At 60.6% G+C, this 25,571-nt stretch carries 27 protein-coding genes and 1 pseudogene; 6 read left to right on the forward strand and 22 right to left on the reverse strand.

The window, feature by feature from the left end; all coding sequences use genetic code 11:
- Window position 1: 1 nt before the first annotated feature.
- Both dsbC and xerD read right to left on the reverse strand, forming a co-directional pair.
- Complete coding sequence (dsbC, locus tag EGY12_RS03140) at window positions 2-718, reverse strand: bifunctional protein-disulfide isomerase/oxidoreductase DsbC (RefSeq protein ID WP_123892541.1); 717 nt, start codon at window positions 716-718, stop codon at window positions 2-4.
- A gap of 26 nt (window positions 719-744) precedes the next feature.
- Window positions 745-1,644 carry a site-specific tyrosine recombinase XerD gene (gene xerD / locus EGY12_RS03145; protein ID WP_123895550.1) on the reverse strand — a complete coding sequence of 300 codons (900 nt, stop codon included), beginning with the start codon at window positions 1,642-1,644 and terminating at the stop codon, window positions 745-747.
- Window positions 1,645-1,750: 106 nt separating this feature from the next.
- On the opposite strand from xerD, the gene fldB reads away from it, so the two are divergent.
- A complete protein-coding gene (gene fldB / locus EGY12_RS03150; protein ID WP_123892542.1) occupies window positions 1,751-2,269 on the forward strand; it encodes a flavodoxin FldB in 519 nt (172 codons plus the stop codon).
- A gap of 59 nt (window positions 2,270-2,328) precedes the next feature.
- Here fldB and EGY12_RS03155 read toward each other — a convergent pair whose 3' ends face one another.
- The gene (locus EGY12_RS03155; protein WP_049273462.1) at window positions 2,329-2,751 is read right to left on the reverse strand and encodes a protein YgfX; all 423 of its coding nucleotides are present in this window, start codon (window positions 2,749-2,751) and stop codon (window positions 2,329-2,331) included.
- Window positions 2,732-2,998 carry an FAD assembly factor SdhE gene (gene sdhE, locus EGY12_RS03160; protein ID WP_019455657.1) on the reverse strand — a complete coding sequence of 89 codons (267 nt, stop codon included), beginning with the start codon at window positions 2,996-2,998 and terminating at the stop codon, window positions 2,732-2,734. The genes EGY12_RS03155 and sdhE overlap by 20 nt, the downstream gene beginning before the upstream one ends.
- 320 nt (window positions 2,999-3,318) lie before the next feature.
- On the opposite strand from sdhE, the gene ygfZ reads away from it, so the two are divergent.
- Window positions 3,319-4,311 carry a tRNA-modifying protein YgfZ gene (gene ygfZ / locus EGY12_RS03165; protein ID WP_123892543.1) on the forward strand — a complete coding sequence of 331 codons (993 nt, stop codon included), beginning with the start codon at window positions 3,319-3,321 and terminating at the stop codon, window positions 4,309-4,311.
- 38 nt (window positions 4,312-4,349) lie between these two features.
- Here the strand turns inward: ygfZ and EGY12_RS03170 are convergent, their stop codons facing one another.
- Complete coding sequence (locus EGY12_RS03170; protein ID WP_123892544.1) at window positions 4,350-4,847, reverse strand: DUF2165 family protein; 498 nt, start codon at window positions 4,845-4,847, stop codon at window positions 4,350-4,352.
- A gap of 150 nt (window positions 4,848-4,997) precedes the next feature.
- Complete coding sequence (locus EGY12_RS03175; protein ID WP_123892545.1) at window positions 4,998-5,672, reverse strand: hemolysin III family protein; 675 nt, start codon at window positions 5,670-5,672, stop codon at window positions 4,998-5,000.
- A gap of 183 nt (window positions 5,673-5,855) precedes the next feature.
- Between EGY12_RS03175 and EGY12_RS03180 the strand changes: the two genes are divergently transcribed.
- Window positions 5,856-6,464 (forward strand): HD family hydrolase, encoded by a 609-nt coding sequence (locus EGY12_RS03180; protein ID WP_123892546.1) that lies wholly within the window; start codon window positions 5,856-5,858, stop codon window positions 6,462-6,464.
- Window positions 6,465-6,496: 32 nt separating this feature from the next.
- Here the strand turns inward: EGY12_RS03180 and rbsK are convergent, their stop codons facing one another.
- From rbsK to EGY12_RS03240, 12 genes and pseudogenes are all read right to left on the reverse strand, one after another.
- On the reverse strand, window positions 6,497-7,423 hold the full coding sequence (gene rbsK / locus EGY12_RS03185) for a ribokinase (RefSeq protein ID WP_123892547.1): 927 nt from the start codon (window positions 7,421-7,423) through the stop codon (window positions 6,497-6,499).
- Window positions 7,420-8,328, reverse strand: coding sequence for an allose kinase (gene alsK / locus EGY12_RS03190; protein ID WP_123892548.1), 909 nt, complete (start codon window positions 8,326-8,328; stop codon window positions 7,420-7,422). The genes rbsK and alsK overlap by 4 nt, the downstream gene beginning before the upstream one ends.
- Window positions 8,329-8,338: 10 nt before the next feature.
- Window positions 8,339-9,010 (reverse strand): D-allulose 6-phosphate 3-epimerase, encoded by a 672-nt coding sequence (alsE, locus tag EGY12_RS03195; RefSeq protein ID WP_123892549.1) that lies wholly within the window; start codon window positions 9,008-9,010, stop codon window positions 8,339-8,341.
- A gap of 31 nt (window positions 9,011-9,041) precedes the next feature.
- The gene (locus EGY12_RS03200; protein WP_123892550.1) at window positions 9,042-10,076 is read right to left on the reverse strand and encodes an ABC transporter permease; all 1,035 of its coding nucleotides are present in this window, start codon (window positions 10,074-10,076) and stop codon (window positions 9,042-9,044) included.
- A gap of 10 nt (window positions 10,077-10,086) precedes the next feature.
- Window positions 10,087-11,073, reverse strand: coding sequence for an ABC transporter permease (locus EGY12_RS03205; RefSeq protein ID WP_123892551.1), 987 nt, complete (start codon window positions 11,071-11,073; stop codon window positions 10,087-10,089).
- The gene (locus tag EGY12_RS03210) at window positions 11,066-12,583 is read right to left on the reverse strand and encodes a sugar ABC transporter ATP-binding protein (RefSeq protein ID WP_123892552.1); all 1,518 of its coding nucleotides are present in this window, start codon (window positions 12,581-12,583) and stop codon (window positions 11,066-11,068) included. The genes EGY12_RS03205 and EGY12_RS03210 overlap by 8 nt, the downstream gene beginning before the upstream one ends.
- Window positions 12,584-12,585: 2 nt before the next feature.
- Window positions 12,586-13,569 carry a substrate-binding domain-containing protein gene (locus EGY12_RS03215; protein WP_123892553.1) on the reverse strand — a complete coding sequence of 328 codons (984 nt, stop codon included), beginning with the start codon at window positions 13,567-13,569 and terminating at the stop codon, window positions 12,586-12,588.
- 48 nt (window positions 13,570-13,617) lie between these two features.
- On the reverse strand, window positions 13,618-14,436 hold the full coding sequence (locus EGY12_RS03220; RefSeq protein WP_004931653.1) for a DeoR/GlpR family DNA-binding transcription regulator: 819 nt from the start codon (window positions 14,434-14,436) through the stop codon (window positions 13,618-13,620).
- A 379-nt stretch (window positions 14,437-14,815) separates the two neighbouring features.
- Window positions 14,816-15,133 carry a BrnA antitoxin family protein gene (locus EGY12_RS03225; RefSeq protein WP_123892554.1) on the reverse strand — a complete coding sequence of 106 codons (318 nt, stop codon included), beginning with the start codon at window positions 15,131-15,133 and terminating at the stop codon, window positions 14,816-14,818.
- A pseudogene (locus EGY12_RS03230) lies at window positions 15,096-15,418 on the reverse strand (BrnT family toxin). Before EGY12_RS03230 ends, EGY12_RS03225 begins: the two are co-directional and overlap by 38 nt.
- Before the next feature lie 76 nt (window positions 15,419-15,494).
- Window positions 15,495-16,241 (reverse strand): SDR family oxidoreductase, encoded by a 747-nt coding sequence (locus EGY12_RS03235; protein WP_123892555.1) that lies wholly within the window; start codon window positions 16,239-16,241, stop codon window positions 15,495-15,497.
- 96 nt (window positions 16,242-16,337) lie between these two features.
- Window positions 16,338-16,571: a hypothetical protein gene (locus tag EGY12_RS03240; protein ID WP_049199247.1), complete on the reverse strand. Its 234-nt coding sequence runs from the start codon at window positions 16,569-16,571 to the stop codon at window positions 16,338-16,340.
- A 188-nt stretch (window positions 16,572-16,759) separates the two neighbouring features.
- Between EGY12_RS03240 and EGY12_RS03245 the strand changes: the two genes are divergently transcribed.
- From EGY12_RS03245 to EGY12_RS03255, 3 genes are read left to right on the forward strand one after another with little or no spacing between them, the layout of a single operon-like run.
- Window positions 16,760-17,419 (forward strand): response regulator, encoded by a 660-nt coding sequence (locus tag EGY12_RS03245; protein WP_019455640.1) that lies wholly within the window; start codon window positions 16,760-16,762, stop codon window positions 17,417-17,419.
- A 4-nt stretch (window positions 17,420-17,423) separates the two neighbouring features.
- Window positions 17,424-18,842, forward strand: coding sequence for an ATP-binding protein (locus EGY12_RS03250; protein WP_123892556.1), 1,419 nt, complete (start codon window positions 17,424-17,426; stop codon window positions 18,840-18,842).
- The gene (locus tag EGY12_RS03255) at window positions 18,839-19,369 is read left to right on the forward strand and encodes a GNAT family N-acetyltransferase (RefSeq protein ID WP_123892557.1); all 531 of its coding nucleotides are present in this window, start codon (window positions 18,839-18,841) and stop codon (window positions 19,367-19,369) included. The genes EGY12_RS03250 and EGY12_RS03255 overlap by 4 nt, the downstream gene beginning before the upstream one ends.
- A 9-nt stretch (window positions 19,370-19,378) precedes the next feature.
- On the opposite strand, the gene EGY12_RS03260 is transcribed toward EGY12_RS03255, so the two are convergent.
- From EGY12_RS03260 to gcvT, 4 genes are all read right to left on the reverse strand, one after another.
- Window positions 19,379-20,344 carry a zinc-binding alcohol dehydrogenase family protein gene (locus tag EGY12_RS03260; RefSeq protein WP_123892558.1) on the reverse strand — a complete coding sequence of 322 codons (966 nt, stop codon included), beginning with the start codon at window positions 20,342-20,344 and terminating at the stop codon, window positions 19,379-19,381.
- A 108-nt stretch (window positions 20,345-20,452) separates the two neighbouring features.
- The gene (gcvP, locus tag EGY12_RS03265) at window positions 20,453-23,332 is read right to left on the reverse strand and encodes an aminomethyl-transferring glycine dehydrogenase (protein WP_123892559.1); all 2,880 of its coding nucleotides are present in this window, start codon (window positions 23,330-23,332) and stop codon (window positions 20,453-20,455) included.
- A 92-nt stretch (window positions 23,333-23,424) separates the two neighbouring features.
- A complete protein-coding gene (gene gcvH / locus EGY12_RS03270) occupies window positions 23,425-23,811 on the reverse strand; it encodes a glycine cleavage system protein GcvH (protein ID WP_049199255.1) in 387 nt (128 codons plus the stop codon).
- A gap of 163 nt (window positions 23,812-23,974) precedes the next feature.
- On the reverse strand, window positions 23,975-25,072 hold the full coding sequence (gene gcvT, locus EGY12_RS03275) for a glycine cleavage system aminomethyltransferase GcvT (RefSeq protein ID WP_004931631.1): 1,098 nt from the start codon (window positions 25,070-25,072) through the stop codon (window positions 23,975-23,977).
- Window positions 25,073-25,571 lie beyond the last annotated feature (499 nt).

Raw genomic sequence — 25,571 nt, forward strand, 5'->3', positions numbered from 1 at the left:
ATTAACCACCGGCTTTGGTGGCGGCCTGGTGCGCGTCCAGCATGGCGGCCATCTCTTTCGGCCCCTGATAGCCTGGGATCATCATGCCGTTTTCCAGAATGATCGCCGGCGTGCCCTGAATGCCGAACTGCACGCCCAGCTCGTAATGCTTGCTGATGTCAGTTTTGCAGGTTGCCGGGGAGATAGCGTCGCCCTTCATGGCAGCGTCGAACGCCTTGGCTTTGTCGGCGGTGCACCAGATGGACTTCATGTCTTTCTCAGCCTGGGAAGCCAGCCCCTGACGCGGGAACGCCAGGTAACGCACGGTGATGCCCAGATCGTTGTACTCTTTCATCTGCTGGTGCAGCTTATGGCAGTAACCGCAGGTGATATCGGTGAACACGGTGATCACGTGTTTCTCTTTCGGCGCCTTGTAGACGATCATCTGATCTTTCAGCGCTTCCATCTTGCTGCTCAGCAGTTGGTTGGTCACGTTGACCGGCTCTTTACCGCTAACGTCAAACAGCGGGCCCTGCAGAATGTGCTTGCCGTCTTCGGAGGCGTACAGCACGCCGCTGTCGGTCAGCACCGTTTTCAGGCCGTTGACCGGCGAAGGCTGCACATCCGCCTGTTGGATGCCCAGGCTGGCCAGCGCTTTTTTGATCGCCGCGTCATCGGCATGGGCTGCACCGGTCACCGAAGCCACCAGCAGAGAGAGCAGCATTAAACCTTTTTTCATTGTTCCAATCCTTTCGAACCCGCCGCTCAGGCGCGCGGGTGATGCTGTTGATGTAGCTGTTTCAGTCGTTCGGTCGCTACATGAGTATAAATTTGCGTGGTCGAGAGATCGCTGTGCCCTAACAACATCTGTACGACACGGAGATCGGCCCCATGGTTCAGCAAATGGGTGGCAAACGCGTGCCGCAACACGTGCGGCGACAGACGTTCGCTGTCGATGCCCGCAAGGATGGCATAGTGTTTGATGCGATGCCAGAACGTCTGTCGGGTCATTTGCTGGCAGCGGGAGCTGGGGAACAGCACGTCCAGCGTCTGGCCGTTGACCAGCCATGGGCGGCCATGTTCCAGATAATTTTCAATCCAGTAGACCGCTTCTTCGCCCAGCGGCACCAGCCGCTCCTTGTTGCCCTTGCCGATCACCCGCACCACGCCCTGGCGCAGGCTGACGTCGCTGATGCTCAGCCCCACCAGCTCGGAAACCCGCAGCCCGGTGGCGTACAACACTTCAAGCATCGCCTTGTCACGCAGCTCCAGCGGCTGATCGACGCAAGGCGCCTGCAACAGCGCATCGACCTGCGCCTCGCTCAGATCCTTCGGCAAACGCTGCGGCAGTTTGGGGGACGCCAGTTGCGCGGTGGGATCGTCGGCGCGCAGCTTTTCGCGGTACAGGTACTGAAACAGGCGGCGCATGGCGCTCAGCAAACGCGCGGAGCTGGTGGCCTTGTAACCGCCCTCCACTCGTTCGGCGAGAAAAGCCTGCAGATCCAACGCCTGCGCCTGCAGCAAGGCGGTGTTTTGCTGGCCAAGCCAGGTGCCCAGGGCCTGCAAATCCAGCCGGTAGGAGGCCAGCGTATTTTCCGCCAGATTACGCTCAAGCCACAGCGCATCCAGGAATTGTTCAATCAGCGCATTGTCTTGCTGTTGCACGCGGTCCTCTCTTTGTTGCATTTCCACCCGCGCCATTATGCCTTAAGCCGGCGCAAATCAGGTATACTCGCTGCAATTCTCTAAACAGCAACGTAACGGTTTACACATGAAGATTGGTCTGTTTTACGGCTCCAGCACCTGCTACACCGAGATGGCGGCAGAAAAAATCCGTGAGATTCTGGGTGAAGACCTGGTCGACCTGCACAACCTGAAAGACGTCTCTCCCAAGCTGATGGAGGACTATTCCATTCTGATCCTCGGTATCCCGACCTGGGATTTCGGCGAACTGCAGGAAGACTGGGAAGCGATCTGGCCGCAGCTGCCGGCGCTGGATCTGCAAGGCAAGATCGTCGCCATGTACGGCATGGGCGATCAGCTCGGTTACGGTGAGTGGTTCCTTGACGCACTCGGCATGCTGCACGATCAGCTCGCACCGCTGGGCGTGCAGTTCGTCGGCTTCTGGCCGACCGACGGTTTCGAATTCACCAGCCCCAAACCGCTGAGCGCCGACGGCAAACATTTCGTCGGCCTGGCGCTCGATGAGGTTAACCAATACGATCTGAGCGAAGAGCGTCTGCAGCAATGGTGCGAGCAGATCCTGTTGGAAATGGAGCCGCTGCTGTAACGCCGCCGGCGTTCAGCCCTCTGCCGGCGGCGAAGCGTTTCCCCGCCGGCCCGGCCGTCTCACTCTGGTTCGCCGTCACCCGCCGGCGGATAAAGCAACAGCTGCCGCAGATGGCGCCACTCCTCTTTGCTCATGCAGTCGGAAGCCAGCCACAGCCGGCGGCGCTTTTTGCCCTCCGTCGGCTGCAGCGTCAGCAGCATGCCATAGCCCGGCATCCACGGTTTTTTCGCCAGCCGCCACTCGCGGCCGTGCCAGCTGAAGCGCCGGTCCGCCAGCAACCGCAGCTCGCCCTGCACTGCGGCGATGCGCTTCTGGCTGCGAATGCACTGAAACACCACCAGCGTCAACAGCACCAGCCAAAGCGGGCCCAAGCCTTCCGGCCAAGGCGAAATCAGGATCAGCAGGATCAGAACGCCGTGGGTCAACAGTGAAAACAGCTGAGTGCGCCAGGAAATGCGGATATCACATCGCCACTGGGCCACGGTCTTTATTTCGCGTTTGGATCAGGGTCACCATTCTCTGCAGCTCGCTGTCCTGCGGCGCGCCATGATTCATCAGCCAGTTGAACAAATCGGGATCGTCGCACTCCAGCAGGCGGATGAACAACGCCTTGTCCGCGTCATTCAGGCTGTCGTATTCGTATTCGAAGAACGGCATGATGGAGATGTCCAGCTCGCGCATGCCACGACGGCAAGCCCAGTGAATACGTGCTTTGTTGTTAATATCCATGTTGTTATGACTCACCTCTTTTCAGCGCGGCAGCGCCAGCGCAGGGTTCAAATGACACACTGTATGGCAACGCCGTCGCAATATAATTCCATCAGCCGGGGATCTGTCTGCAAGGGTGCCCTGGCCGCAAGCCTATAGAGTAACAATTTGACATACACGCCGGGAAGGCGCTTTGCTGCGGAAAACGTAATAAAGCGCAAAATGCCAAAAAAAGCGCACCCCGGCGCTGCGGCGCGAATAACAGTTTGCAAAGCCCGCCGCCTCTTTTACCATGGGTTCAATACCCTTCAGGTAAGCTAAACGTTGAGCAGGAACTTACTATGGCGCATAACATTCCATTCCCACCCCGTCAGCCCTCCGCTTCCACCCATCTGCCCCTGACGCTGATCTCGCTGGAAGATTGGGTGCTGGTGACGTTGAACGGGCCGGACACGGTGAAATATCTCCAGGGCCAGGTGACGGCGGACATCGACGCGCTGGCGGCCGACCAACACGTGCTGTGCGCCCACTGCGACGCCAAGGGCAAAATGTGGAGTAACCTGCGTCTGTTCCACCGTGGCGAAGGCTTCGCCTATTTGGAACGCCGCAGCGTGCTGGACAGCCAGCTGGCGGAAATCAAAAAATATGCGGTGTTCTCCAAAGTCACCATCGCCGCCGATAACGATGCGGTGTTGCTGGGCGTCGCCGGTTTCCAGGCGCGCGCCGCGCTGGCGGGCCTGTTTGCTACGCTGCCGGATGCCGAACGCCCGGTGGTACAGGAAGGCGATACCACGATTCTGCACTTCAATGCGCCGGCGGAACGTTTTCTGCTGGTGACCTGCCCCACCGTGGCCGAACAGCTGATCGGCAAGCTGCATGACCAGGCGGAACTCAATGACAGCGGCCAGTGGCTGGCGCTGGAGATCGAAGCCGGTTATCCGGTTATCGACGCCGCCAACAGCGCACAGCTGATCCCGCAGGCCACCAACCTGCAGGCGCTGGAGGGCATCAGCTTCAGCAAAGGCTGCTATACCGGTCAGGAGATGGTGGCGCGCGCCAAATTCCGCGGCGCCAACAAGCGTGCGCTCTACTGGCTGGAAGGTAAAGCGGCCCGCGCCCCGCAGGCGGTGGAGGACCTGGAGCTGCAGCTGGGTGAAAACTGGCGCCGCACTGGCACCGTACTGGCGTCGAGCCAACTGGCCGACGGCACGCTGTGGGTACAAGTCGTGATGAACAACGATTTGGACGCCGACAGCAAGCTGCGGGTGCGCGACGATGCCGCCAGCCAGCTGGCGATCAAACCGTTGCCCTACTCGCTGGCCGAAGAGAAATAATCCGCCGGCCGCAGGCGCCCTGCCTGCGGCCGTCTTCGTTACTCGTCCAATTCCCCGTCGCGCTGCACCAGATAGATCAGCACCAGAATGATAGTGACGAAGAAGCGAAACGCACTCGGTACGCCGTTCCACTGCTGCGACATCCACATGCCGAACCACTCTCCCCCAATCGACATGAAACCGACCTGCCAGGTGAGGAAGCCGAGCGTCAGCCCCGCCACCGCCAGCTTTTTCCGGCTGTTGAAAGCTGTAGCGGGCAGCTTCAGGCCACCCAACAGACGCAGGCCGCCAATCCAACACAGCAGCGCGGTCAGGCTCTCCAGCGTAATGATGAAAATATAACCGGCGTGATGCAGCCACGGCGTCTGTATCGAACGATAGCCGATGGTGGCGTCGGGAAAAATGGTGTCCATCATAAAGACGTGGCGCACGAAGGCGAAGTTGGAGCCATAGTCGGTGATGTTACCGAAGGCGACCAGCGAAGCGAACAAGGCGATAGCGCAGACCAGCAGCGCTTTGGATAAGCGAACGATCATCTTGGTGAGTCCTGAATAGAGGTTAGAGAAACAGCATGCGGGCTCAGAAATGAAAGAATGGGCTTGCTGGATACCCGAAAGAAGCAAGCGCCTCTTTTTTAAAATAAAAGAGGCGCCAGTTCAATACGCATTCAGGCGTAGCGGCAACGCTTAGACGTACAGGTAGATCGCCATGAAATGGCAGGCGCTGCCGCCGAGCACGAAGGCGTGCCAGATGGCGTGGCCAAAGCGAATGCGCTTGGAGGCGTAGAAAATCACGCCCAGGGTGTAGACCACCCCGCCAATCGCCAGCAGCGTGACGCCGCCGGCTTCCAGCCGCGTCACCAACTGATAAATCACGATCAGCGACAGCCAGCCCATCGTCAGGTAGGTCACCAACGACAGGGCTTCAAAACGGTGCGCGAAGGCCAGCTTGAACAGCACGCCCAGCAACGCCAATCCCCAGATTACCGCCATCAGGCCCTTCGCCAGCGGCGAATCCAGCCCCACCAGCAGAAACGGGGTGTAAGTCCCGGCAATCAGGAGATAAATGGCGCAGTGGTCAAATTTTTTCAGCCAATGCTTGGCCTTCTGATGCGGAATCGCATGGTACAGCGTGGAAGCGAGAAACAGCAGGATCATACTGCCGCCGTACAGACTGTAACTGGTGATGGCCGTCACATCGGCGCCGGTATTAACCGCCTGCACCAACAGCAACACCAGGCCGACGATGCCGAATACCAGCCCGATACCGTGGCTGATGCTGTTGGCGATCTCTTCCGCCCACGGATAAGCCGCGGCGGTCCTCTTATCGGTCCCGGCTTTCACTACGTCCGTTTTCCCCATAACGCGCAACCCCTCAAAATGCCCTGCTTTGTGCGAAATTAACGCAAAGCAGCTTAACTGAGAATAATTCCAGTGTACACGTGTACGCTAAAATAAAAATGTGAACGCGTGTAACCATCGAAATCCCCCGCCCGGTGGTCTACAATCGTCAGGCTTCAACCCACCCACCTTGAGGTTTACACCATGTCATCCGCTGTACCCGCGTTAGATTTCGGCTCAATGACCCAGGTCATCCAGTTCCTGATGGAAATCGATAAGTTGAAAGGCGTGCAACGCCGCACCAAAGTGCTGGGTACCCAGCGCCAGGAAAACTCCGCCGAACACAGTTGGCACTTCGCCATCGCCGCCATGAGCCTGGCGCCCTACGCCGGTGATGACGTGGACATTCATCGCGTGATCCAGATGGCGCTGCTGCATGACATCGTGGAAATCGACGCCGGCGACGTGCTGGTCTACGATCTGGCGGCCCGCGCGGCGATCCACGATCAGGAAGTGGCGGCGGCGCGCCGTCTGTTCGGCATGTTGCCGGAGGCTCAGAGCGAGTATTTCACCGGTTTATGGCAGGAGTATGAAGATGGCGAAAGCGCCGATGCGCGTTTTGCCATGCTGCTGGATCGCACCATGCCGATGCTGATGAACCTGCACAATGAAGGCCAAAGCTGGGTAGAAAACGGCATCAGCCTGGAACAGGTGCTGACGCGCAATGCATCGATCGCCGACGTGCACCCCGAACTGTGGCACTACATGGAACAACATCTGTACGATGCGCAGCGCAAAGGCTGGTTGAAGTAAGTGAACCGGGCTGCCGGCGCAGCCCTTCAACGTCAAGCGAACGCCTGCTGGCGTTCCAATGCCTCCTCATAGCTCGGCATCGATCCCGCCGCCCCGGCGCGCTCCACGCAGACCGCCGCGTAGGCGGCGGCGAAGCGCACCGCATCGGCTAACGGCACCTGACTCGCCAACTGCGCCGCCAGGGCGCCGTTAAACGCATCGCCCGCGCCGGTGGTGTCTTTCGGCTGCGCCGGATACGCCGGGATCAGCTCGCTGTTTTCTCCATCCGAGAACAACGCCCCTTGCGTGCCCAAAGTCACAATCAGCAAGCGAATGCCTTTGGCGTGCAGCACCTGCGCCGCCTGGCGCGCCGACGCCACATCCCGTACCGGCACGCCGGTCAGCAAGGTACACTCGGTGGCGTTGGGCGTCAGCATATCGACCTGCGCCAGCAGGCTGTCCGGCACCGGCTGAAACGGCGCCGGGTTGAGAATGATGAACGTTCGCGCCTCGCGGGCGATGGCGATCACCTGCTCAATCGCCGGCAGATTGTTCTCCAACTGGGTCAACAGAATATCCGCCGCAGCGATCGCCGGCCGACACTGGCGCACTTCGTCTTCGCTGACCGTCAGGTTGGCGCCGGGATCGACGGCGATCATGTTCTCTGCCTCCTCGCCGGCAACGTAGATCAGCGCATTGCCGGTCGGACAATCGCCGGTCGAGAACAGCGTCACCGCATCGAAACCGGCGGCGGCGAGGTGCCGCCGGGCGAAGGTGCCGAAATCGTCGCGCCCCACCTTGCCGATATAATGTACCCGCGCCCCGGCGCGCAGTGCGGCGGTGGCCTGGTTAGCGCCCTTACCGCCCGCGCCCATCATACTGTTGCGGGCAATCAGCGATTCGCCGGGCTGCGGAAAACGCGCCATGCCGGCGACGATATCCAGGTTGAACGAACCGAACACGCAGACTTTGCCTTTCATTGTGGGTACTCCCTGCTCAATTGGAGGTGGCGCCGGGCGGCCAGGCAGGCGCCTTTGCTGCCGGTTTCATCGGTCAGACGGCTGACGGAGATCGCCAGCCCCTGCGCCGGCTGCGGCCCGCGCAAATGGCGGCGGATCTCTTGCTCAAGGTGCGCCAGCGGAAAACCGCTCATGGCGATCACGCCGCCACCCAAGATCAGCCGCTGCGGATCGAGCACGTTCATTTCGATGGCGATGGTCTGCGCCAATCGTTCGACGAAGCGCCGCAGATCCGGATGATCGCCGTGGCGTTCGAACAGCCGTTCGAACGGCGTTTGCGCCGCGTTGGTACGCGCCCAGCCGGTCAGCCAGTGGCCGGAGGTCAGGCTCTCGACGCAGCCCCGTTTACCGCACGGACACTCGCCCTGATGACCCGGCCAGGGAATGTGCCCCAGCTCGCCGGCGGCGCCGTGCGCCCCGTGGTAAAAATCGCCGTTCAGCCACAGGCTGTTGCCCATGCCGGTGCCCAAATACAGCCCCACCGCCACCTGCGGCAACGCCGGCAACTGCTGCAAATCCCACCACAGCAGGTGATTGACGTCTTTATCCATCCGCACCGGCAGCGCTAACACATCGGCCAACAGCGCCGCCACCGGCTGGGCGTCCAACGCCGGAATGAACGGCAGCGACAGCACCCGCGAGCGATCGCGGCTGAGGCTCCCCGGCAGCCCGAGCATCACCTGCGCCACCTGACGATCTTTGCAATGCCCGGCGATCAGGCGGCCCAACGCCACCAGCGGATCGGCCTGCCGTGCCCAATCGGCGGTCGCTATTTTGCGGTACCCGCTGAACTCGCCGTCATCATCCATCAACAGCAGGCGGGTATTGGTGCCGCCGACGTCAACGCCAAGAAAATGCCGCATCATGTCCCCCGCCTCAGGCCGCCTGCCGCATCTGATCCAGCATTTTTTCCCATGCCGTCTCCAGATCCGGATCGAGGTTGAACAGCCCGGAGCTGCCGACGATCAAAACTTCCGCGCCGGCGCCCATCAGATCGCGGTAGGTGCGCTGATTGCAGGATCCGTCGATCTCGATCAGATAGCTCAGATTTTGCTGGCGTTTCAGATCGCGCAACTGGCGGATCTTGTCCAGCATTTCGGGAATGAACGGCTGCCCGGCATAGCCCGGATCGACGGTCATCACGGTGACCTTGTCCAGCAAATGAAGGTAGTGGCGGATAAACTCCACCGGCGTGGCCGGGTTCAGCACCACCCCCACTTTTTTGCCCAGCGCGCGGATCTGGTTGATCACCCGGAACGCATCACGGTTGATGGTTTCGGCATGCGGACAGATAAAGTCTGCGCCGGCGCGGGCGATCGGGTCGATAAAATCGGTCGGGTTCTCCACCATCAGATGCACGTCCAGCAGCAACGAGGTGTGCGGGCGGATCTGTTCGATAAAGAACGGCGACAGCGTGATGTTTTTAACGTAGTGCCCGTCCATGATGTCAATATGCAACATATCGGCGCGGCGGTTCAGCACCGCCAATTGCTGCCGGATATCCATCAGGTTCATGCACATCAGTGAAGGTGAAATCTGGTATTTCATTAGCGTTATCCTGCGCAAAAGGGAAAAAGGATCAGTGGCCCGCTGCGGCTCTGGCCTGGGCCGCGCTGCGGCGCATCGCCCGCCGCTGCCGATAGCGATGGCGGAAAAATTTCAGCGCCAGCACCGCGATCAGCACCGCGCCCCACATCGCCAGACTGAAATGCGGGCTGACATTCATCAGGTTCAAACCGGTGGCGATCACCTGCAGCACCACCAGCGCCAGGACCACGCCGCTGACCCGGCCAAAACCGCCGAACGGATCGGTGCCGCCCAAAATGATCGCCAACACCGTCAGCAGCAGGTAAGAGTCGCCGTAGCCCATGCGCGCCGAGTTGAAGCGCGCCATCATCACCAGCCCGGCGATCACGCACAGCAGGCTGGAGAGGGTATAAATGGCGATCAGCACCCGGTGGGTATTCACGCCGCTGAAGTGGGTGGCGTTGATGTTGCTGCCGCTCATGTAGATACATTTGCCGAGCCGGGTTTTCTGCAAGAACAGCGCCAGCAGCACGGCGACCGTCAGGAAGATCAGCAGCGGTACCGGCATGCCCAGCACGCGCTCGGCGCCGATAAACCGCACGATCTCCGGCATGCCGCTCAGGGCTGCGCCGCGCGTCAGATAGATGCCAATGCCGTTAACCGTGGTCATGGTCGCCAGCGTCACCAGAATCGGATGCGCGCCGACGTAGGCCACCAACGCGCCGGTCGCAGCGCCGATCATCACGGCCAGCAGCATCGCCGCCGCCAGCGCCAACACCAGCCACAGCGCCTGCAACCCCAGCCCGGCGTCCGCCGGCAGATAGCTGATGAACAGCCAGGCCATCAGCAGACTGGTCAGGTTGGCGCTGGCGATAATGCACAGGTTCAGGCCACCGCTGAGGATCGGAATGAACATCGCCAGGGTCAGCAGGCCCAGCTCCGGCAGCTGGAACGCCACGCTGGTGAAGGTGGCGCCGCTGAAGAAGCGCCCAGGCATCAGCAGGCTAAAGGCCAGTACCACCGCCACCAGTAGCGCCAACAGACCGACGGCGGTGCCGTCCGCACGAAATTTCAGGTAGTTGCCCATCAAGCGCTCCTCAGGCGAAACCAACGTCGGTTTCTTTGCGTTTCTTGTAGTGGGTGACGGTAATCGCCGCGACGATCACCAGGCCGATCACCACGTTCATGAAGTAGCTGGACACACCGATCAGGTTGAGGCCGTTTTTCAAGACGCCGATCAGAAACACGCCCATCAGCGTGCCAATCACGCTCCCCTTGCCGCCGTTCAGGCTGGCGCCGCCCAACACTGCCGCCGCCAACACGTCGAGCTCGCCGCCCACCAGCGCGTTGGGCACCACTTCCCCCATGCGGTACACCTGCACCAGGCCGCCGATCGCCGCCATCACGCCCAGATAGCCATAGGCGAACAGGTGCAGCAGGCCGACGCGAATGCCGATGCGCCGCGCCGACTCCGCATCGCCGCCGACGGCAAACAGCTGGCGCCCAAGGTGCGTCTTGTTCAGCAGCAGCCAGGTCAGCAACGCCATCACCAGCATCACCAGCGTCGGCAAACCGAGCTGATAGCTCTGTTCACCCAACTGAAACGGCAGCACGCTACGCGGCAGCGTCCACCAGTCCGGCAATGCATACAGGCTGCGGCCGTTGGTCAGCCACATCAGCATGCCGAACAAGAACGCCTGCATGCTGATGGTGACGATGATCGAGACGATGCGCAGGCAGTAGATCAAAAGCGCGTTGACCATGCCCAGCGCGGCGCCGATCGCCAACGCCAGCAGGATGCTGCCCGCCGGGCTGGCCAGCCCGTAGTGGGTCGCCAACGTGGCGATCAGGTACTGCACCACCGAGGCCACCGCAGCGAAGGAGATATCGATGCCGCCGGTCACCAGCACCACGAACAGGCCGAGGGCGAAGATGCCGCTCACCGCATAGCTTTCGCTGAGATCGAGCAGGTTTTGCACCGTTAAAAACTGATCGCTGAGCAGCGAAAAAACGATGACCGTCAGCAGCAGCACCCAGGCCAGGTAGCCTTCGTTGCCGCGCGATTTCAGGCTGAATCTACGCATTGATCGCCTCCGCCAGCTGTTGCTGGCTCACCTGCCCCGGCAGGTATTCGCCGATCACGCTGCCGCCGCTGAAGTGCAGCACCCGATCGCAGTTGTAATACACCTCCGGCACCTCGTCGGAGATCAGCAAAATGGCGATCCCCTCCTGCGCCAGCAGATGGATAAGTTGGTAAATGCTGGCCTTGGCACCAACGTCGACGCCGACGGTCGGCGAGTCGAGGATCAGGATCCGCGGCTGGGTTAGCACCCACTTGGCCAACACGATCTTTTGCTGATTACCGCCGGACAGCGTCGAAACCGCTTGCTCCGGATCCGCCACCCGCACGCCGAGTTTGGCGATCCACTCCGCGACGATGCGATTCTTGCGGTAGTCGTCAATCAGGCGAAAACGCCCGCGCAGCTTATCGAGAATGGTCAGCACCGCGTTGTCCGCCACCGACTGTTGCTGCACCAGCCCCAGCGTCAGACGATCCTCCGAGACATAGCCGATGCCGGCCTTGATCGCGTCCTCATGGCCGCGAAAGCGTACCGGCTTGCTGTCGAGATAGAGCTTGCCGCTGTCCGGCCGGGTCATGCCGAACAAGCTCAGCGCCAGCTCGGTGCGCCCGGAGCCGAGCAGCCCGCACAGCCCGAGCACCTCCCCTTGATGCAACCGGAAGCTCACGTCCTGATACTGCCCGGCGCGGCTGAGGCGATCCGCCTCCAGCATTACCCGATCCTTATTCATGCTGGGTGACTTCAGGCGATAGTCCAGCGTCAGACCGGTCATCAACTCAGTCAGGCGATCGCCGGTGATCTCCGCCGCCGGCCAGGTGCCTATCTTGTTGCCGTCGCGGATCACCGTGACGCGATCCGAGATCTCCAGCACCTCGTCCAGCCGGTGGCTGACGAACACCACGCAGATACCTTTCGCTTTCAGGTAATCCACCGTGCGCAGCAGCTGATTGACCTCGGTGCGCGTCAGCGAGGCAGTCGGTTCATCCATGATCACCAGCCGCGCCTCTGCCACCAGCGCACGGCAGATCGCCACCTGCTGGCGCTGAGCGATCGGCAGCTCCGCCACCCGTTTGTCGAGATCCAGATGAAAACTCAGCTCCTGCAGCAGGCGCTCGGCGGTGCGCCGCAGCCGTGCCGGGCGGTACCACCCCAGCAACCCGTGCAGGTTGTGCTCAAAAGCGATGTTTTCCGCCACCGTCAGGTTGGGAAACAGCGACAGATCCTGGTAGATCACCTGAATACCGAAGGCGCGTGCCTGATCCGGCGACAACCGGCCGAAGGTCTGCCCATCGATGGTGATGCGGCTGCCGTCATCCGGTTGATATACGCCGGCGATCGCCTTGATCAACGTACTCTTGCCGCAGCCGTTGGTGCCTGCCAGGCAGTGCACTTCCCCCGGCATCAGCGCCAGCGAGATAGCGTTCAGCGCCCGCTGCCCGCCAAAGGTCATCGACAGCTGTTGCAGCGCGATCAGCGGCGCGCCCTGCGTTGCCGTATTGCCGGAAATCCCCATGATTACAGCCCCATCTTCACCAATTTCGGCAGGTTTTGCTTATCCAGGCTTTCGGTGGCATTGCCGAGAATGGTGTGCTGCTGCGCATCCACCTGCACCTTACCCATGCCTTCGATGGTCATGCCGTCGGTGATTTTTTCTCCCTTGTGCATCATGTCGGCGATGCGCACGAACACTTCGCCTGCCAGCATCGGATTCCAGATATAGCCGCCCTTGATAGCGCCGCGGTTGACCAGCGAAGCGCCCTGGCCCGGGCTGAACGGCCCGATGACGCAGATATCGTTGCTTTTGCCGCGGTTGAGCACCGCACGCCCGGCGCCGATCGGCCCCTGCGATCCGAACGCCAGCACGCCTTTCAGATCGGGATATTTGGCCATCAGATCGTTGGTGGTGCGCACGCTGTCATCCAGCGACTCGCCCACGCCGAACTTGTCGCCCACCAGCTGCATATTCGGATAGTGCTGCTTTTGGTAGTTGATGGCCGAGTCCGACCAGGTGATGTGCAGCGGCACCGTCAGACTACCGACGTACACCGCGTACTTGCCCTGCTCTTTCATGCAGGCGGCCAGCGCTTTCATGTGGTTAACGCCGTGCTGCGAGGCGTCCACCAGCTCAAAGTCCCAGTCGGCGTACTTTTGGCCGGGGGATTCGTGCACGATCACCTTGATGCCCGCCTCCTGCGCGCGCTTGAGCACCGGCTCCAGCACCCGGGCGTCGTTCGGCACCACGCCGATGATGTCCACCTTCTGTGCGATCAGATCTTCGATGGCGCGCACCTGCAGCGCCGGATCCGCCGCCGTCGGCCCGACCATCCAGGCATCGATGCCGCGTTTGGCGCCCTCGCTTTTGATGCCGGCCTCCATGGCGTTGAACCAGGGAATGCCGCCGATCTTCACCACCACGCCCATTTTCAGTTTGTCCGCCGCCTGCGCGGAGACCGAAAGCAGCAGCGAGGCAAACAGACCGACCAGTACGGATTTTTTCATTGTTCTCTCTCCACAAGTGTTGGCTGTAATAAAGGGTTTTCGTTGTTGTTATCGCGCCGCCCTTTTCGCGGCGGGTGAAACTTCAATCACGTCGACATTGTTCCAGGCCAGTTCCTGACGAAACTCGTCGTCGCTGAGCCGATCGGTGATTAGGGTATCTATCTCCCGGTAGTGGCAGATGCGCGCGAACGAGCGGCGGCCGAACTTGTTGCTGTCTACCAGCAGGAACTTGCGCTCCGACGCCAGCAGCATCTGCTGCTTCAACCGCGCATGGTGCTCGTTGCTCTCGCGGATGCCGCCGTCCTGGCAGATGCCGTGGCAGGAGAAGAACAGCTTGTTGATCACAAACTCCTTCAACATCTGCTCCGCCAGCACGCCGATAAAATCCTCGTACTTGGCGGAATACTCGCCCCCCAGTCCGATGGTGCGCACGTTGGCCTTGCAGGCCAGCGTCTGGATGATGTGCAGCGAGTTGGTCAGTACCACCAACGAGATATCCGGCAGTTGGCGCGCCAAAAACCAGCTGGTGGAGCTGCTGTCCAGCAGCAGGCAGTCCCCCGGGGCGATAAATTCCAGCGCGCGTTTGGCGATGCGCGTTTTCTGCTCCGGCGCCTCGTTGCTGCGCTGGCGGAAAGATTCCCCCTGGTCTATCTCGGCGGGCACATAGGTTTTTTCCACCGCCGGCGGCTCGACGAACACCGCGCCGCCGTGGCTGCGCAGCAGCAGGCCGCGCCGTTCCAGCAAGGCCAGATCACGCCGCGCCGTCTCGATAGAGATGTGGCACAGCTGCGCCACCTCCTGCACCATCACGCGGCCGCGCTGGCTCAAGACTTCGGTGATAAAGCGATGACGTTCTACAGGCAGCATGTTTCTTTTCTCCTCCAGGACGATGATTACGATATCGATTTGCTGCGCCGCGTTTTGCGCGCAGACGCAAAGCGCATCGCCCCGCGATCGGTCAACGATGGCGGTGTGATAGTTGTCAAAAAAATCGGGAAGGAAATGAAATGAATAATTACGAAAGTGTGGAGTAACAGGCAGTTATGATATGCGTGCGTCTTAGACAGACAGGAGAGAAACGGTAAACGGTCACAATTCCACGTTCCACGACATGACCGTTAATGACCGTTTTTGTGGTTTTGACCGAACGCTGCCGAGCAGCGGCTAATGCTGGTAGGCTTTACCTGAAAAACTGCAAAAAAAATCCGGTGAGAACCTCACCGGATCGTTATCCGCCTGACACGACTTATTCCTCGTGCTCATGCTCTTTCAACATCGCCTCACGCAACACGGCGTTCAGGCGTTTCTGATAACCCTTGCCTGGCCGCTGAAGCCAGGCCAATACATCCGCATCGATTCGGATGGTTTTCGATACTTTCATCGGTTTATAAAAACGCCCCTGCACCGCAGTCTGCCACTTTTCCTCACCCAGGGCCGGGGCATCGGCATAATCGATATCCTCATCCGGCAGCGCGCTCAACGAAGCAATTTGCGCTTTCTGCTCCTCCGTCAACGGAGGGAGTACGCTATGTGCCAGATTTTTGGCTGAATTTTTGCGCTTCATATCTTCCCCTCTCTTTGGCATCGGCCTTGCGTGCTGAAATGATACGCACGATCTCTACTGTATCGCCTTCGACATCCGTTTCGATCGTCGTATGCGCCACCAGCAGCAACAAACAGGTGTCGACCATACCGAGCGTTTGCCAGCGCTCTTCTCCGCCCTCGATCCTCTCCAGCACGGCCAAATGGTGGGATCCAGAAAAACCCGTTGCGCAATCTCAAAACTGACGCGGTATTTGCGCTGGTTCCTGTGATTTTTATCCTGATTCCATTCAAAATAAAAATACATTTTTGTAACTACATTTTGATTATTATTTAATCAAAATACACTCCGCACGGCGGGATGTCAAAACCCCCTCATGCGTTCAACGCCCGCCTGCGGCCTCGATAAAGGTGCCGGTCACGTAAGACGCGGCGTCAGACAGCAGCCAAGCGATCGCCTCCGCCACTTCCTGCGGCTGCCCGCCGCGTTGCATCGGCAAACTGTCCTTCACGCGATCTACCCGGCCGGGCTCGCCGCCGCTGGCATGCATCTCGGTATAGATGAATCCGGGCCGCACGCCGTTGACGCGAATGCCCTGCGCCGCCACCTCCCGCGACAACCCGATGGTCAGGGTATCAACGGCACCTTTCGAAGCGGCGTAATCGACGTATTCCCCCGCAGCGCCTAAACGCGAAGCGGCGGAAGAAACGTTGACGATGGCGCCGCCTTGCCCGCCATGGCGCAGTGCCATGCGCTTCACCGCCTCGCGGCAACACAGGAAGTAACCGGTAACGTTGGTGCTCAGCACCTGATTGATGCGCTCGGCGGTCAACTGTTCAATGTTCGCCTGCTGGAACAGAATTCCGGCATTGTTGACCAGCGCACTGAGCGTGCCGAGCCCGGCGTCCAGCGCGGCGAACATCGCCATCACCTGCGCTTCGTCGGCCACGTCGGCCTGCAACGCCAGCGCTTTGCCGCCCAACGCCTCAATCTCCGCCACCGCCTGCCGCGCCGCGCCTTCATCACGCAGGTAATTCACCCCTACCGCATAACCCTGTCGGGCCAGCAGCAGAGCGGTCGCACGACCAATTCCCCGGCTTGCGCCTGTAACCAATGCCACTTTCGTCATACTGTTTTTTCTCTGGTTGGCGATGTCAACATAGCGGCCTGCGCGCAGGCGCCCCGTTTGCCCGTCAGAGTATAGAGCCGCACTCTAAAAAACGCCTCAAAGCTGAGCCAGGCGACGCAGCTGCTTTTTAATGCGCGCTTTGACGCAGCCGTAGGCGTCCGGCGTCACCGCCTGATGCACCCGCTGCAAGCCGGCAGCATGCAGGCCGCTATGACTATGGCTCTGGGCATCGCCACGAAAAGACAGCATCAACAGAACGAGCACTGCCGCCACGCCTGAATACATCAGCCGCCGCGAGGTGCCCGCGAGCGGGGAACCGTCAGTTTGCATGTTCGTTCCTTCTGTTGTGATATCGAATGGCAGCAAAATAACCGAAATTCCCCCGCGTTCCCTTAACGCGAGATTAAAGCCAGATTAAGGTTTGCTTAAGAACGCGCAGGCAAAGCGGGTTTCCCCGTTGTCTTCCCGGCAGGGTTATAGTTATATAACCGCGACTCGAAGATCTCGGCGGAACAAACGTGAACATACTGTTGGTGGAAGACGACCTGCAATTAGGCAAGGCGCTGTGCCGCGCATTGGAGCTCACCGGCTTTAATTTGTGCTGGGTGCGCCTGCTCGCCGATGCGGAAAATAAACTTTCACCCGGCGGGTTCGACCTGATGCTGTTGGATCTCACGCTGCCGGACGGCGACGGTTTGCAAAAACTGATCGCCTGGCGCGCCGCCGGGCAAAATATCCCCATCATCATCCTGACCGCCCGCGACCGTATCGAAAGCCTGGTGAACAGCCTGGACTCCGGCGCGGACGACTTTCTGGCCAAACCCTTTGCGCTGCCCGAACTCATCTCGCGCGTCAAGGCGGTCAACCGGCGCATGGCCGGCTTTGCATCGCAAACCTGGAGCCTCGGCACGCTGTATCTCGATCCGGTCAACCATCAGGTGACGCTGGATAACGAACTGCTGATGCTGTCGAAAAAAGAGTATCACCTGCTGCACGAACTGATGCGCTGTGCCGGCACCGTGGTGCGCAAAGCGGTGTTGGAACAGCGGCTGTTCGGCCACGGCGATAGCGTGGAAAGCAACTCGCTGGAAGTGCACATGCATAATTTACGGCGCAAGATCGGTAAAGAAAGAATTATTACCGTACGCGGCATTGGCTATTTGCTGAAGAAAGAGTAGCAGGATGATCGGTTTCAAATCCTTCTTTATGCGCACCATTATTTTCCAAGTCCTGGCCATTTTATTATTGTGGGGGATCCTCGTCGCCTGGGTGAAATATTGGTATTACCCCGACATGGAAAAATATTTCGATAACCAGCAACGCATCGTCGCCGTGGGTATCGCCAATATTCTCGATGAAACCGGCACCGACAATATCGATTACCGCGGCATCATCAAGACCATTGAAGGCATGTACATTGATTCCATCAATAACGGCATGCAGGATCAAATCGATTACCACCCGCTGTTCGTGGTTTACGATCGGGATAACCGGGTGCTTTACAGTTCGCAGACGCAGGGAGAACCGCTGCGCCTGCCGCCTTCGGTGCTGTCCGGATCCGTCAATTACGCCGGCGCCAACTGGCATCTCGCCGGTAGCTGGAGCGAAAAACGGCAGTATCGGGTGATCGTCGGCGAGTCGTTCAACGATCGCACCACGCTGTTCGGCAACCCGGCGGAGAGCACCGCCGTGCCGCTGCTGGGCATTCTGGCGGCGATCATCATCACCTTGCTGTTTACCGCCTATTTCAGCCTGAGGCCACTGCGCCAGATCGCCCGCACCATCTCCGATCGCCAACCGGGAAACCTGTCGCCGATCAACGTCAGCGAGCAATATCAGGAAATCCGGCCGGTGGTGGTGGAGGTCAACAAGCTGATGGCGCGCATAGACGCCGCCAATCAGCGCGAAAAACGCTTTATGGCCGATGCGGCGCACGAACTGCGCACGCCGATCGCCGCCGTGTTGGCGCAGCTGCATCTGCTGACCCAGGTCTCGGAGCAGCAGGAGCGCCGGGAGATCATCGGCGACATGCAGCAGGGGCTGGATCGCGCGGCGTCACTGTCGCGCCAGCTGATCAACCTGGCCAAGCTGGAGGCGGAAGATTTCCCGCTGAAAATCGAGGTGGTGGACATCTACGCCGAAATTGGCAAATGCATCGCACAGCACGTCCCCTATGCGCTGGAAAAGGATGTGGAACTTTCACTCGACGGCAGCGAGGACGTGGTGATAAACACCGATCGCCATGCGCTGATCGCCATCTTCACCAACCTGCTGGACAACGCGCTCAAGTACGCGCCGCCCGGCAGCCGCATCGAAGCCAATATCCGTTCGCTGGCGCCGCTCGGCTGCTATATTACATTGCGCGACAACGGCCCCGGAGTGAGCGAAGAGCACCTTCCGCGCCTGTTTGAACGCTTTTACCGCGTGCCCGGCACGCAGCAGACCGGCAGCGGGCTGGGATTGGCCATCGCCCGGAACCTGGCCGACAAAATCGGCGCGCAGCTGCGCGTCACCGAAGGCCTCGACGATCGCGGCATCGGTTTTATTATCGATTTGCCGGAAAGTTACCGGCCACAGACTGAGAGTGAACAACGACCATGAGCGCCCCTGTTCTGCTGCAACGGCAGCAACTCGACCGGCTATGGGATATCGACCGCAGTGAAATCATCGACACCCTGTATCGCTTGCAGGACGGCAAGCTGCAATCCTATCCGGACTACTACGACGTGCGCGGCTGGGATCCGCACGATCGGGACACCTATACGCCGATCCACGAAGCCTGCTTCGATCGCGGCGGCACGTTCTTCGCGCGGTTCGAAGGCGAGGAGATCGTCGCTGCGGCGGCGCTGGACACTGAACCACGCGGCCCACAAGGGGATCTGCGTCAGCTGCTGTTCTTTTACGTCAGCGCGCACAAACGCGGCCAGGGATTGGGCAAGCAGCTGTTTCAACTCTGCCTGCGTCAGGCGACGCAAGAAGGCGCCACCGGGCTGTACGTTTCCTCCATCCCCAACAAAAGCACCGTAGACTTCTATCTGGCGCAGGGTTGCCGGCTCATCGAGCACCCGGATACCGAGCTGTTCGCCCGCGAGCCGGAGGATATTCATCTGGTCTGTCCTTGCCGCTAGCGGCAGGGCCTAGCGGGCGATGCGTATCACCGAACGTACGTCGCTTTTCTTGTTCAGATCCCACACCTCGGCAATCTCCGCCAGCGCGTGCTCCTGCGTCTCGATAGTGAGCGCACCCGTCGCCGCCAGCGCCAGAATTTCGGTCGCGTAGCGCTGCATCTCCGGGATCGGCGGGAAGTTGCCGGTGCCGCTGCCGAGGATCTGCAGCTGATTGCTGCGCAATACCGCCGCCGGCAGCCGGATGTCCGGCGCGGCCATTGAGCCGACGTTGACCAGGCGAATGCCGCGCCCACCGGCGTAAGACGAGAGATCGTGATTATTGAGCGTCGCGAGCAGCGCTTCGGTCGCCGGGCCCCAGATGTAATCGACGATCACCTGATAACCCCCCGGCCCCGCCGCCGCCGCGAAGGCCTGCGTCAGCGCCTCGCCCTGCAGGTTCAGATCCACTGTGGCATCCACACCCAACGCCTCCAGCACGCTCAGCCGACGGCCGGCGGCAACGATGCGCCCGGCTCCCGCCTGACGCGCCGCCGCGACCGCCAGTTTGCCCGAGGTGCCGGTAGCGCCGATGATCAGCACCGTTTCGCCGGGCTGCAGATCCGCCCGCCAGCGCAACGGCAGCCAGGCGGCGAAGGCCGGATTGATCAGCGCCGCCGCCGTCGCGTCGTCCACCGCCTCCGGCACCGGCACCGTCCATGACGCAACGCTGCGCTCAGCCATCGCGCCGTAAGGGCGGCGGAAGGAGGCGAAATAGACGCGTTTCCCGTCCGCAGTACGGCCCACGCCGTCGGTGCCGGGCACGATTGGCAACTGCTTCGGGCTGGAGTAATGGGTGCCGGCGACGGTGGCGCGGTCCAGCTGTTTGATGCCGGCCGCCAGAACGTCGATCAATACTTCATTCGCCTGCACCTGGGGCTCCTCAAAGGCGCCGAAAACCGGGGCTTGCCCCAGCGCTGTTACGATTGCCGCTTGCATGGTGACTCCTCAAGTCGTGAGAACGTACAGGAAAGAATAGGCCGCGATAAAATAAAAAGGGACACCGCATGATGCGGTGTCCCCCGAACACAAACTTTGCCGAACGTGTTATTCGTAATCGCTCATCGGCACGCAAGAGCAGAACAGGTTACGGTCGCCGTACACGTCGTCCAGACGCTTAACGCTTGGCCAGTACTTGTTCTCGCGCACGCCGGCCACCGGGAACACCGCCAGCTCGCGGCTGTACGGGTGCTGCCAGTCGCTGACCAGCTCCGCCTGCACGTGCGGCGCATTCACCAGTGGGTTGTCTTCCAGCGGCCATTCGCCTTTGGCGACGCGGTCTATCTCGCTGCGGATCGCCAGCATCGCATCGATAAAGCGATCCAGCTCCACTTTGCTTTCCGATTCGGTCGGCTCGACCATCAGCGTGCCCGCCACCGGGAACGACATGGTCGGCGCATGGAAGCCGAAGTCGATCAGGCGCTTGGCGATGTCCATTTCGCTGATGCCGGTCTCTTCCTTCAGCGGACGAATATCGAGGATACATTCGTGCGCCACACGGTGATCGCGGCCGGTATACAGAATCGGGTACGCATCTTTCAAACGGGTAGCGATGTAGTTGGCGTTCAGGATCGCCATCTGGCTGGCCTGCTTCAGGCCTTCCGCGCCCATCATGCGGATGTACATCCAGCTGATAGGCAGGATGGAGGCGCTGCCGAACGGCGCCGCAGAGACCGCGCCCTGCTGGGTGGTTACGCCGTCGATCTGCACGACGCTATGGCCCGGCACGAACGGCGCCAGGTGCGCTTTCACGCCGATCGGGCCCATGCCCGGGCCGCCGCCGCCGTGCGGGATGCAGAAGGTTTTATGCAGGTTGAGGTGCGAAACGTCCGCGCCGATGTAGCCTGGCGTGGTGATGCCCACCTGGGCGTTCATGTTGGCGCCGTCCAGATACACCTGGCCGCCGAACTGATGCACGATCTGGCACACTTCGCGGATGGTTTCTTCATACACGCCGTGGGTCGACGGGTAGGTCACCATGATGCAGGAAAGTTCTTCGCCCGCCTGCTCCGCCTTGACGCGCAGATCGTGCAGATCGATGTTGCCGTTCTTGTCGCAGGCGACCACCACCACGCTCATGCCCGCCATTTGGGCGGAGGCCGGGTTGGTGCCGTGCGCGGAGCTCGGGATCAGGCAAACGTGGCGGCCCGCTTCGTTGCGGCTTTCGTGATAGCGACGGATCGCCAACAGGCCGGCATATTCGCCCTGCGCGCCGGAGTTCGGCTGCATGCACACCGCGTCATAACCGGTCAGCTGCACCAGCCACTGAGACAGTTGGCCGATCATCTGCTGGTAGCCGGCAGCCTGCTCCGGCGGGCAGAACGGATGCAGTTCGGAGAATTCAGGCCAGGTGATCGGGATCATCTCCGCCGCGGCGTTCAATTTCATGGTGCAAGAGCCCAGCGGGATCATCGCCTGGTTCAGCGCCAGATCCTTACGCTCCAGACGATGCATGTAGCGCATCATCTCGGTTTCGCTGTGATAGCGGTTGAATACCGGATGGGTCAGGATCGGATCCTGACGCAGCATGGCGGCCGGGATCGATTGGCTGTTCTTGCTCACCGCCGCGTCCAGCGCGTCGATGTCCAGGCCGTGATTGTCGCCGGCCAGCAGTGCGAACAGCGTCTGCACGTCTTCGCGTGAGGTGGCTTCGTCCAGCGTGATGCCTACGGCGCCGTGGATATCGGTACGCAGGTTGATGCCGAAGCTCAACGCGCGTTCCAACACCGCCGCCTTGTCTTTCACTTCAACGGTCAGGGTGTCGAACCAGGTGTTGTGTCGCAGCGTCAGACCGGCCTTCTGCAGCCCGGTGGCCAGAATGTCGGTCAGGCGATGGATACGCCCGGCGATGCGCTGCAGCCCCTGCGGGCCGTGGTACACCGCGTACAGGCTGGCGATGTTGGCCAGCAGTACCTGCGAGGTACAGATATTCGAGTTGGCCTTCTCGCGGCGGATATGCTGCTCGCGGGTCTGCATCGCCATGCGCAGCGCGGTGTTGCCGGCGGCATCGCGGGAAACGCCGATAATGCGGCCCGGCATTGAGCGCTTGAACTCGTCGCGGCAGGCGAAGAAGGCGGCGTGCGGGCCACCGTAGCCCATCGGCACGCCGAAGCGCTGCGCAGAGCCGAACACGACGTCGGCGCCCTGCTTGCCCGGCGCGGTCAGCAACACCAGGGCCATGATGTCGGCGGCCACGCTGGTGATGATTTTGCGCGATTTCAGTTCAGCCAGCAGCGCGCTGTAGTCGTGCAGCTCGCCGGTGGTACCCACCTGTTGCAGCAGCACGCCGAACACGCCGTCCAGCTCCAGCACTTTTTCCGCTTTATCGACGATGACGTCGAAGCCGAAGGTTTCGGCGCGGGTGCGCACCACGTCCAGCGTCTGCGGATGCACGTCGTCAGCCACGAAGAAGCGGTTGGCGTCTTTCAGCTTGCTGGCGCGTTTGGCCAAGGCCATCGCTTCGGCGGCGGCGGTGGCTTCATCCAGCAGCGAAGCAGAAGCCAGATCCAGGCCGGTCAGATCGAGGGTCACGGTCTGGAAGTTCAGCAGCGCTTCCAGGCGCCCCTGCGACACTTCCGGCTGATAAGGGGTATAAGCGGTGTACCAGCCTGGGTTTTCCAGCATGTTGCGCAGGATCACCGGTGGCGTCAGCACGGCGCTGTAGCCCATGCCGATATAGGATTTGTAGCGCTGATTTTGCGAGGCGATCGCCTTCAGCTCAGCCAACGCCTGGTGTTCGGTCGCCGCGTCGCCGACCGGCGGCGGTCCCGGCAGCTGAATGTCCGCCGGCACGATCTGTTGGATCAGCGCGCTGAGCGAGCGAGCGCCCACCGCTGCCAGCAACTCCTGGCGTTGTTCCGCAGAAGAGCCGATGTGGCGTTCAATGAACGCTTCGCTGTGTTCGAGTTGGCTGAGTGTCTGAGTCATTGCTACAAATTCCTGAATGCTTGCGTGATACGGGATATAGCTTGAACGGTAACTAAAACGCCCCGGCCGAAAAGCCTGGGGCGTGGTCACGATTACTCGTCGATCGAGGCCTGATAAGCCGCGGCGTCCAGCAGGTTCGCCAGCTCGCCTTCGTCGGCGGCTTTAATCTGGAACAGGAAGCCGTCACCGTAGGGCTCGCTGTTCACCAGCTCCGGAGAGCTTTCCAGCTCGCCGTTCACCGCCACGATTTCGCCGCTGATTGGCGCGTAAATGTCCGACGCCGCCTTGACGGATTCCGCCACGGCGCAATCTTCACCGGCGGCGACTTTGCGGCCCACTTCCGGCAGGTCGACAAACACCATATCGCCCAGCAGTTCTTGCGCGTGCTCGGTGATGCCTACGGTGTAAACGCCGTTACCTTCTGAACGAACCCACTCGTGGGAGGATGCGTATTTCAATTCTGTTGGCACATTGCTCATAGCCGGTTACTCCTTCGAAGAAATAATTTCCCGTCGTCTTTCACACTGCAGCATTGTTGGCTGCGTACGTTCACCTCGGTCACTTACCGCAGTAAGCTCCCGAGGTTTCACGCACTTGCCGCCTAGCCGCAGCGCGAAATCCCCAGGGAAGAAACAATAAAAATCAATTTGTCAGCGGCTTGCCGGCGCGAACGAAACCGGGCTTGGTCACTTTGACCGGCATTTCACGGTTGCGGATCTGCACGATGGCCTGCTCGCCGATACCTGCCGGCACGCGCGCCAGCGCGATGCTGAAGCCCAGCGTCGGAGAGAACGAGCCGCTGGTGATCACGCCTTCGTGAGTTTGCCCCGCTGCATCGGTGAAACGCACCGGCAGCTCATTACGTAATACGCCTTTTTCCGTCATGATCAAGCCGACCAGTTGCTCGGTGCCCTGCTCGCGCTGTTGTTCCAGCGCTTCGCGGCCGATGAAACGGCGATCTTCCGGCTGCCAGGCGATGGTCCAGCCCATGTTGGCGGCCAACGGTGAAACGCCTTCGTCCATCTCTTGCCCGTAGAGGTTCATGCCCGCTTCCAGGCGCAGCGTGTCGCGTGCGCCCAGACCGGCCGGCTTGACGCCCGCAGCCAGCAATTTTTGCCAGAAATCCGCCGCCTGCTCTTTCGGCAGCGCGATCTCATAGCCGGCCTCGCCGGTGTAACCGGTGGTGGCGATGAACAGCTCGCCGGCCTGCACGCCGAAGAACGGCTTCATGCCTTCGACCGCGCTTTTTTGTTCCGGGGTGAACAGCGTGCCGGCACGCTCTTTGGCCTGTGGGCCCTGTACCGCGATCAGCGCCAGATCGTCACGCACCGTCAGCGCAACGCCATACGGCGCGGCGTGCTCTTCAATCCAGGCCAGGTCTTTGTCGCGCGTGGCGGAGTTCACCACCAGGCGGAAATAGTCTTCAGTGAGGAAATAAACGATCAGGTCGTCGATCACGCCGCCGGAAGCATTCAGCATGCCGGTGTACAGCGCTTTGCCGGGTTGGGTCAGTTTGGCGACGTCGTTCGCCAGCAGGTAACGCAGAAATTCACGGGTGCGGGCACCGTGCAGATCCACGATGGTCATGTGAGAAACGTCGAACATGCCGGCATCCTGACGTACCGCGTGGTGCTCATCGAGCTGCGAGCCGTAGTGCAGCGGCATCATCCAGCCGTGAAAGTCTACCATGCGCGCACCGCACGCCACGTGCTGGTCGTACAGTGGGGTTTGCTTTGCCATCTTTTCCCTCTTTCCACTCGTCGCTAGAAGTTAGGGTGCTGCCACGCAATGCGGCGGAGCCTGGCTCGCGGCCCGATCGCCATGGCGCACTGACTGCTCAACACAAATGCTGCGCCGGGACGGGCGGAAACTGCGTGCAACCGCCGTGACGCAAACGATACCTTTCCCTCGAACTTATCACCGAACGACCACATTAACCATAAGTTAAAATAGGCTCATCGCCGTTCCGGGGCGGTAAAATGCCGGGCTAGTGTGCAGAGTTTTTCACTGGAAAAATGCGCTTTAAGGCACAAAATTAACAATTAAAGCGGCAAAACTCCGAAGTTATATAACAAACCGACGGCCGCACATGAGATTCCGACTTTTGATAACCGAACATGGAATTAGAAAAAGTAATGATAAAAAGCAGCTGAAATTAGATTATTTCAAATGAAGGGTTATATAAGGAAAGACGATGGCATAAGGCGAGAAGCGCGAGCCCGCTGGGGGCTCGCAGAAG

The organism is Serratia sp. FDAARGOS_506, assembly GCF_003812745.1.
GTDB lineage: Bacteria > Pseudomonadota > Gammaproteobacteria > Enterobacterales > Enterobacteriaceae > Serratia.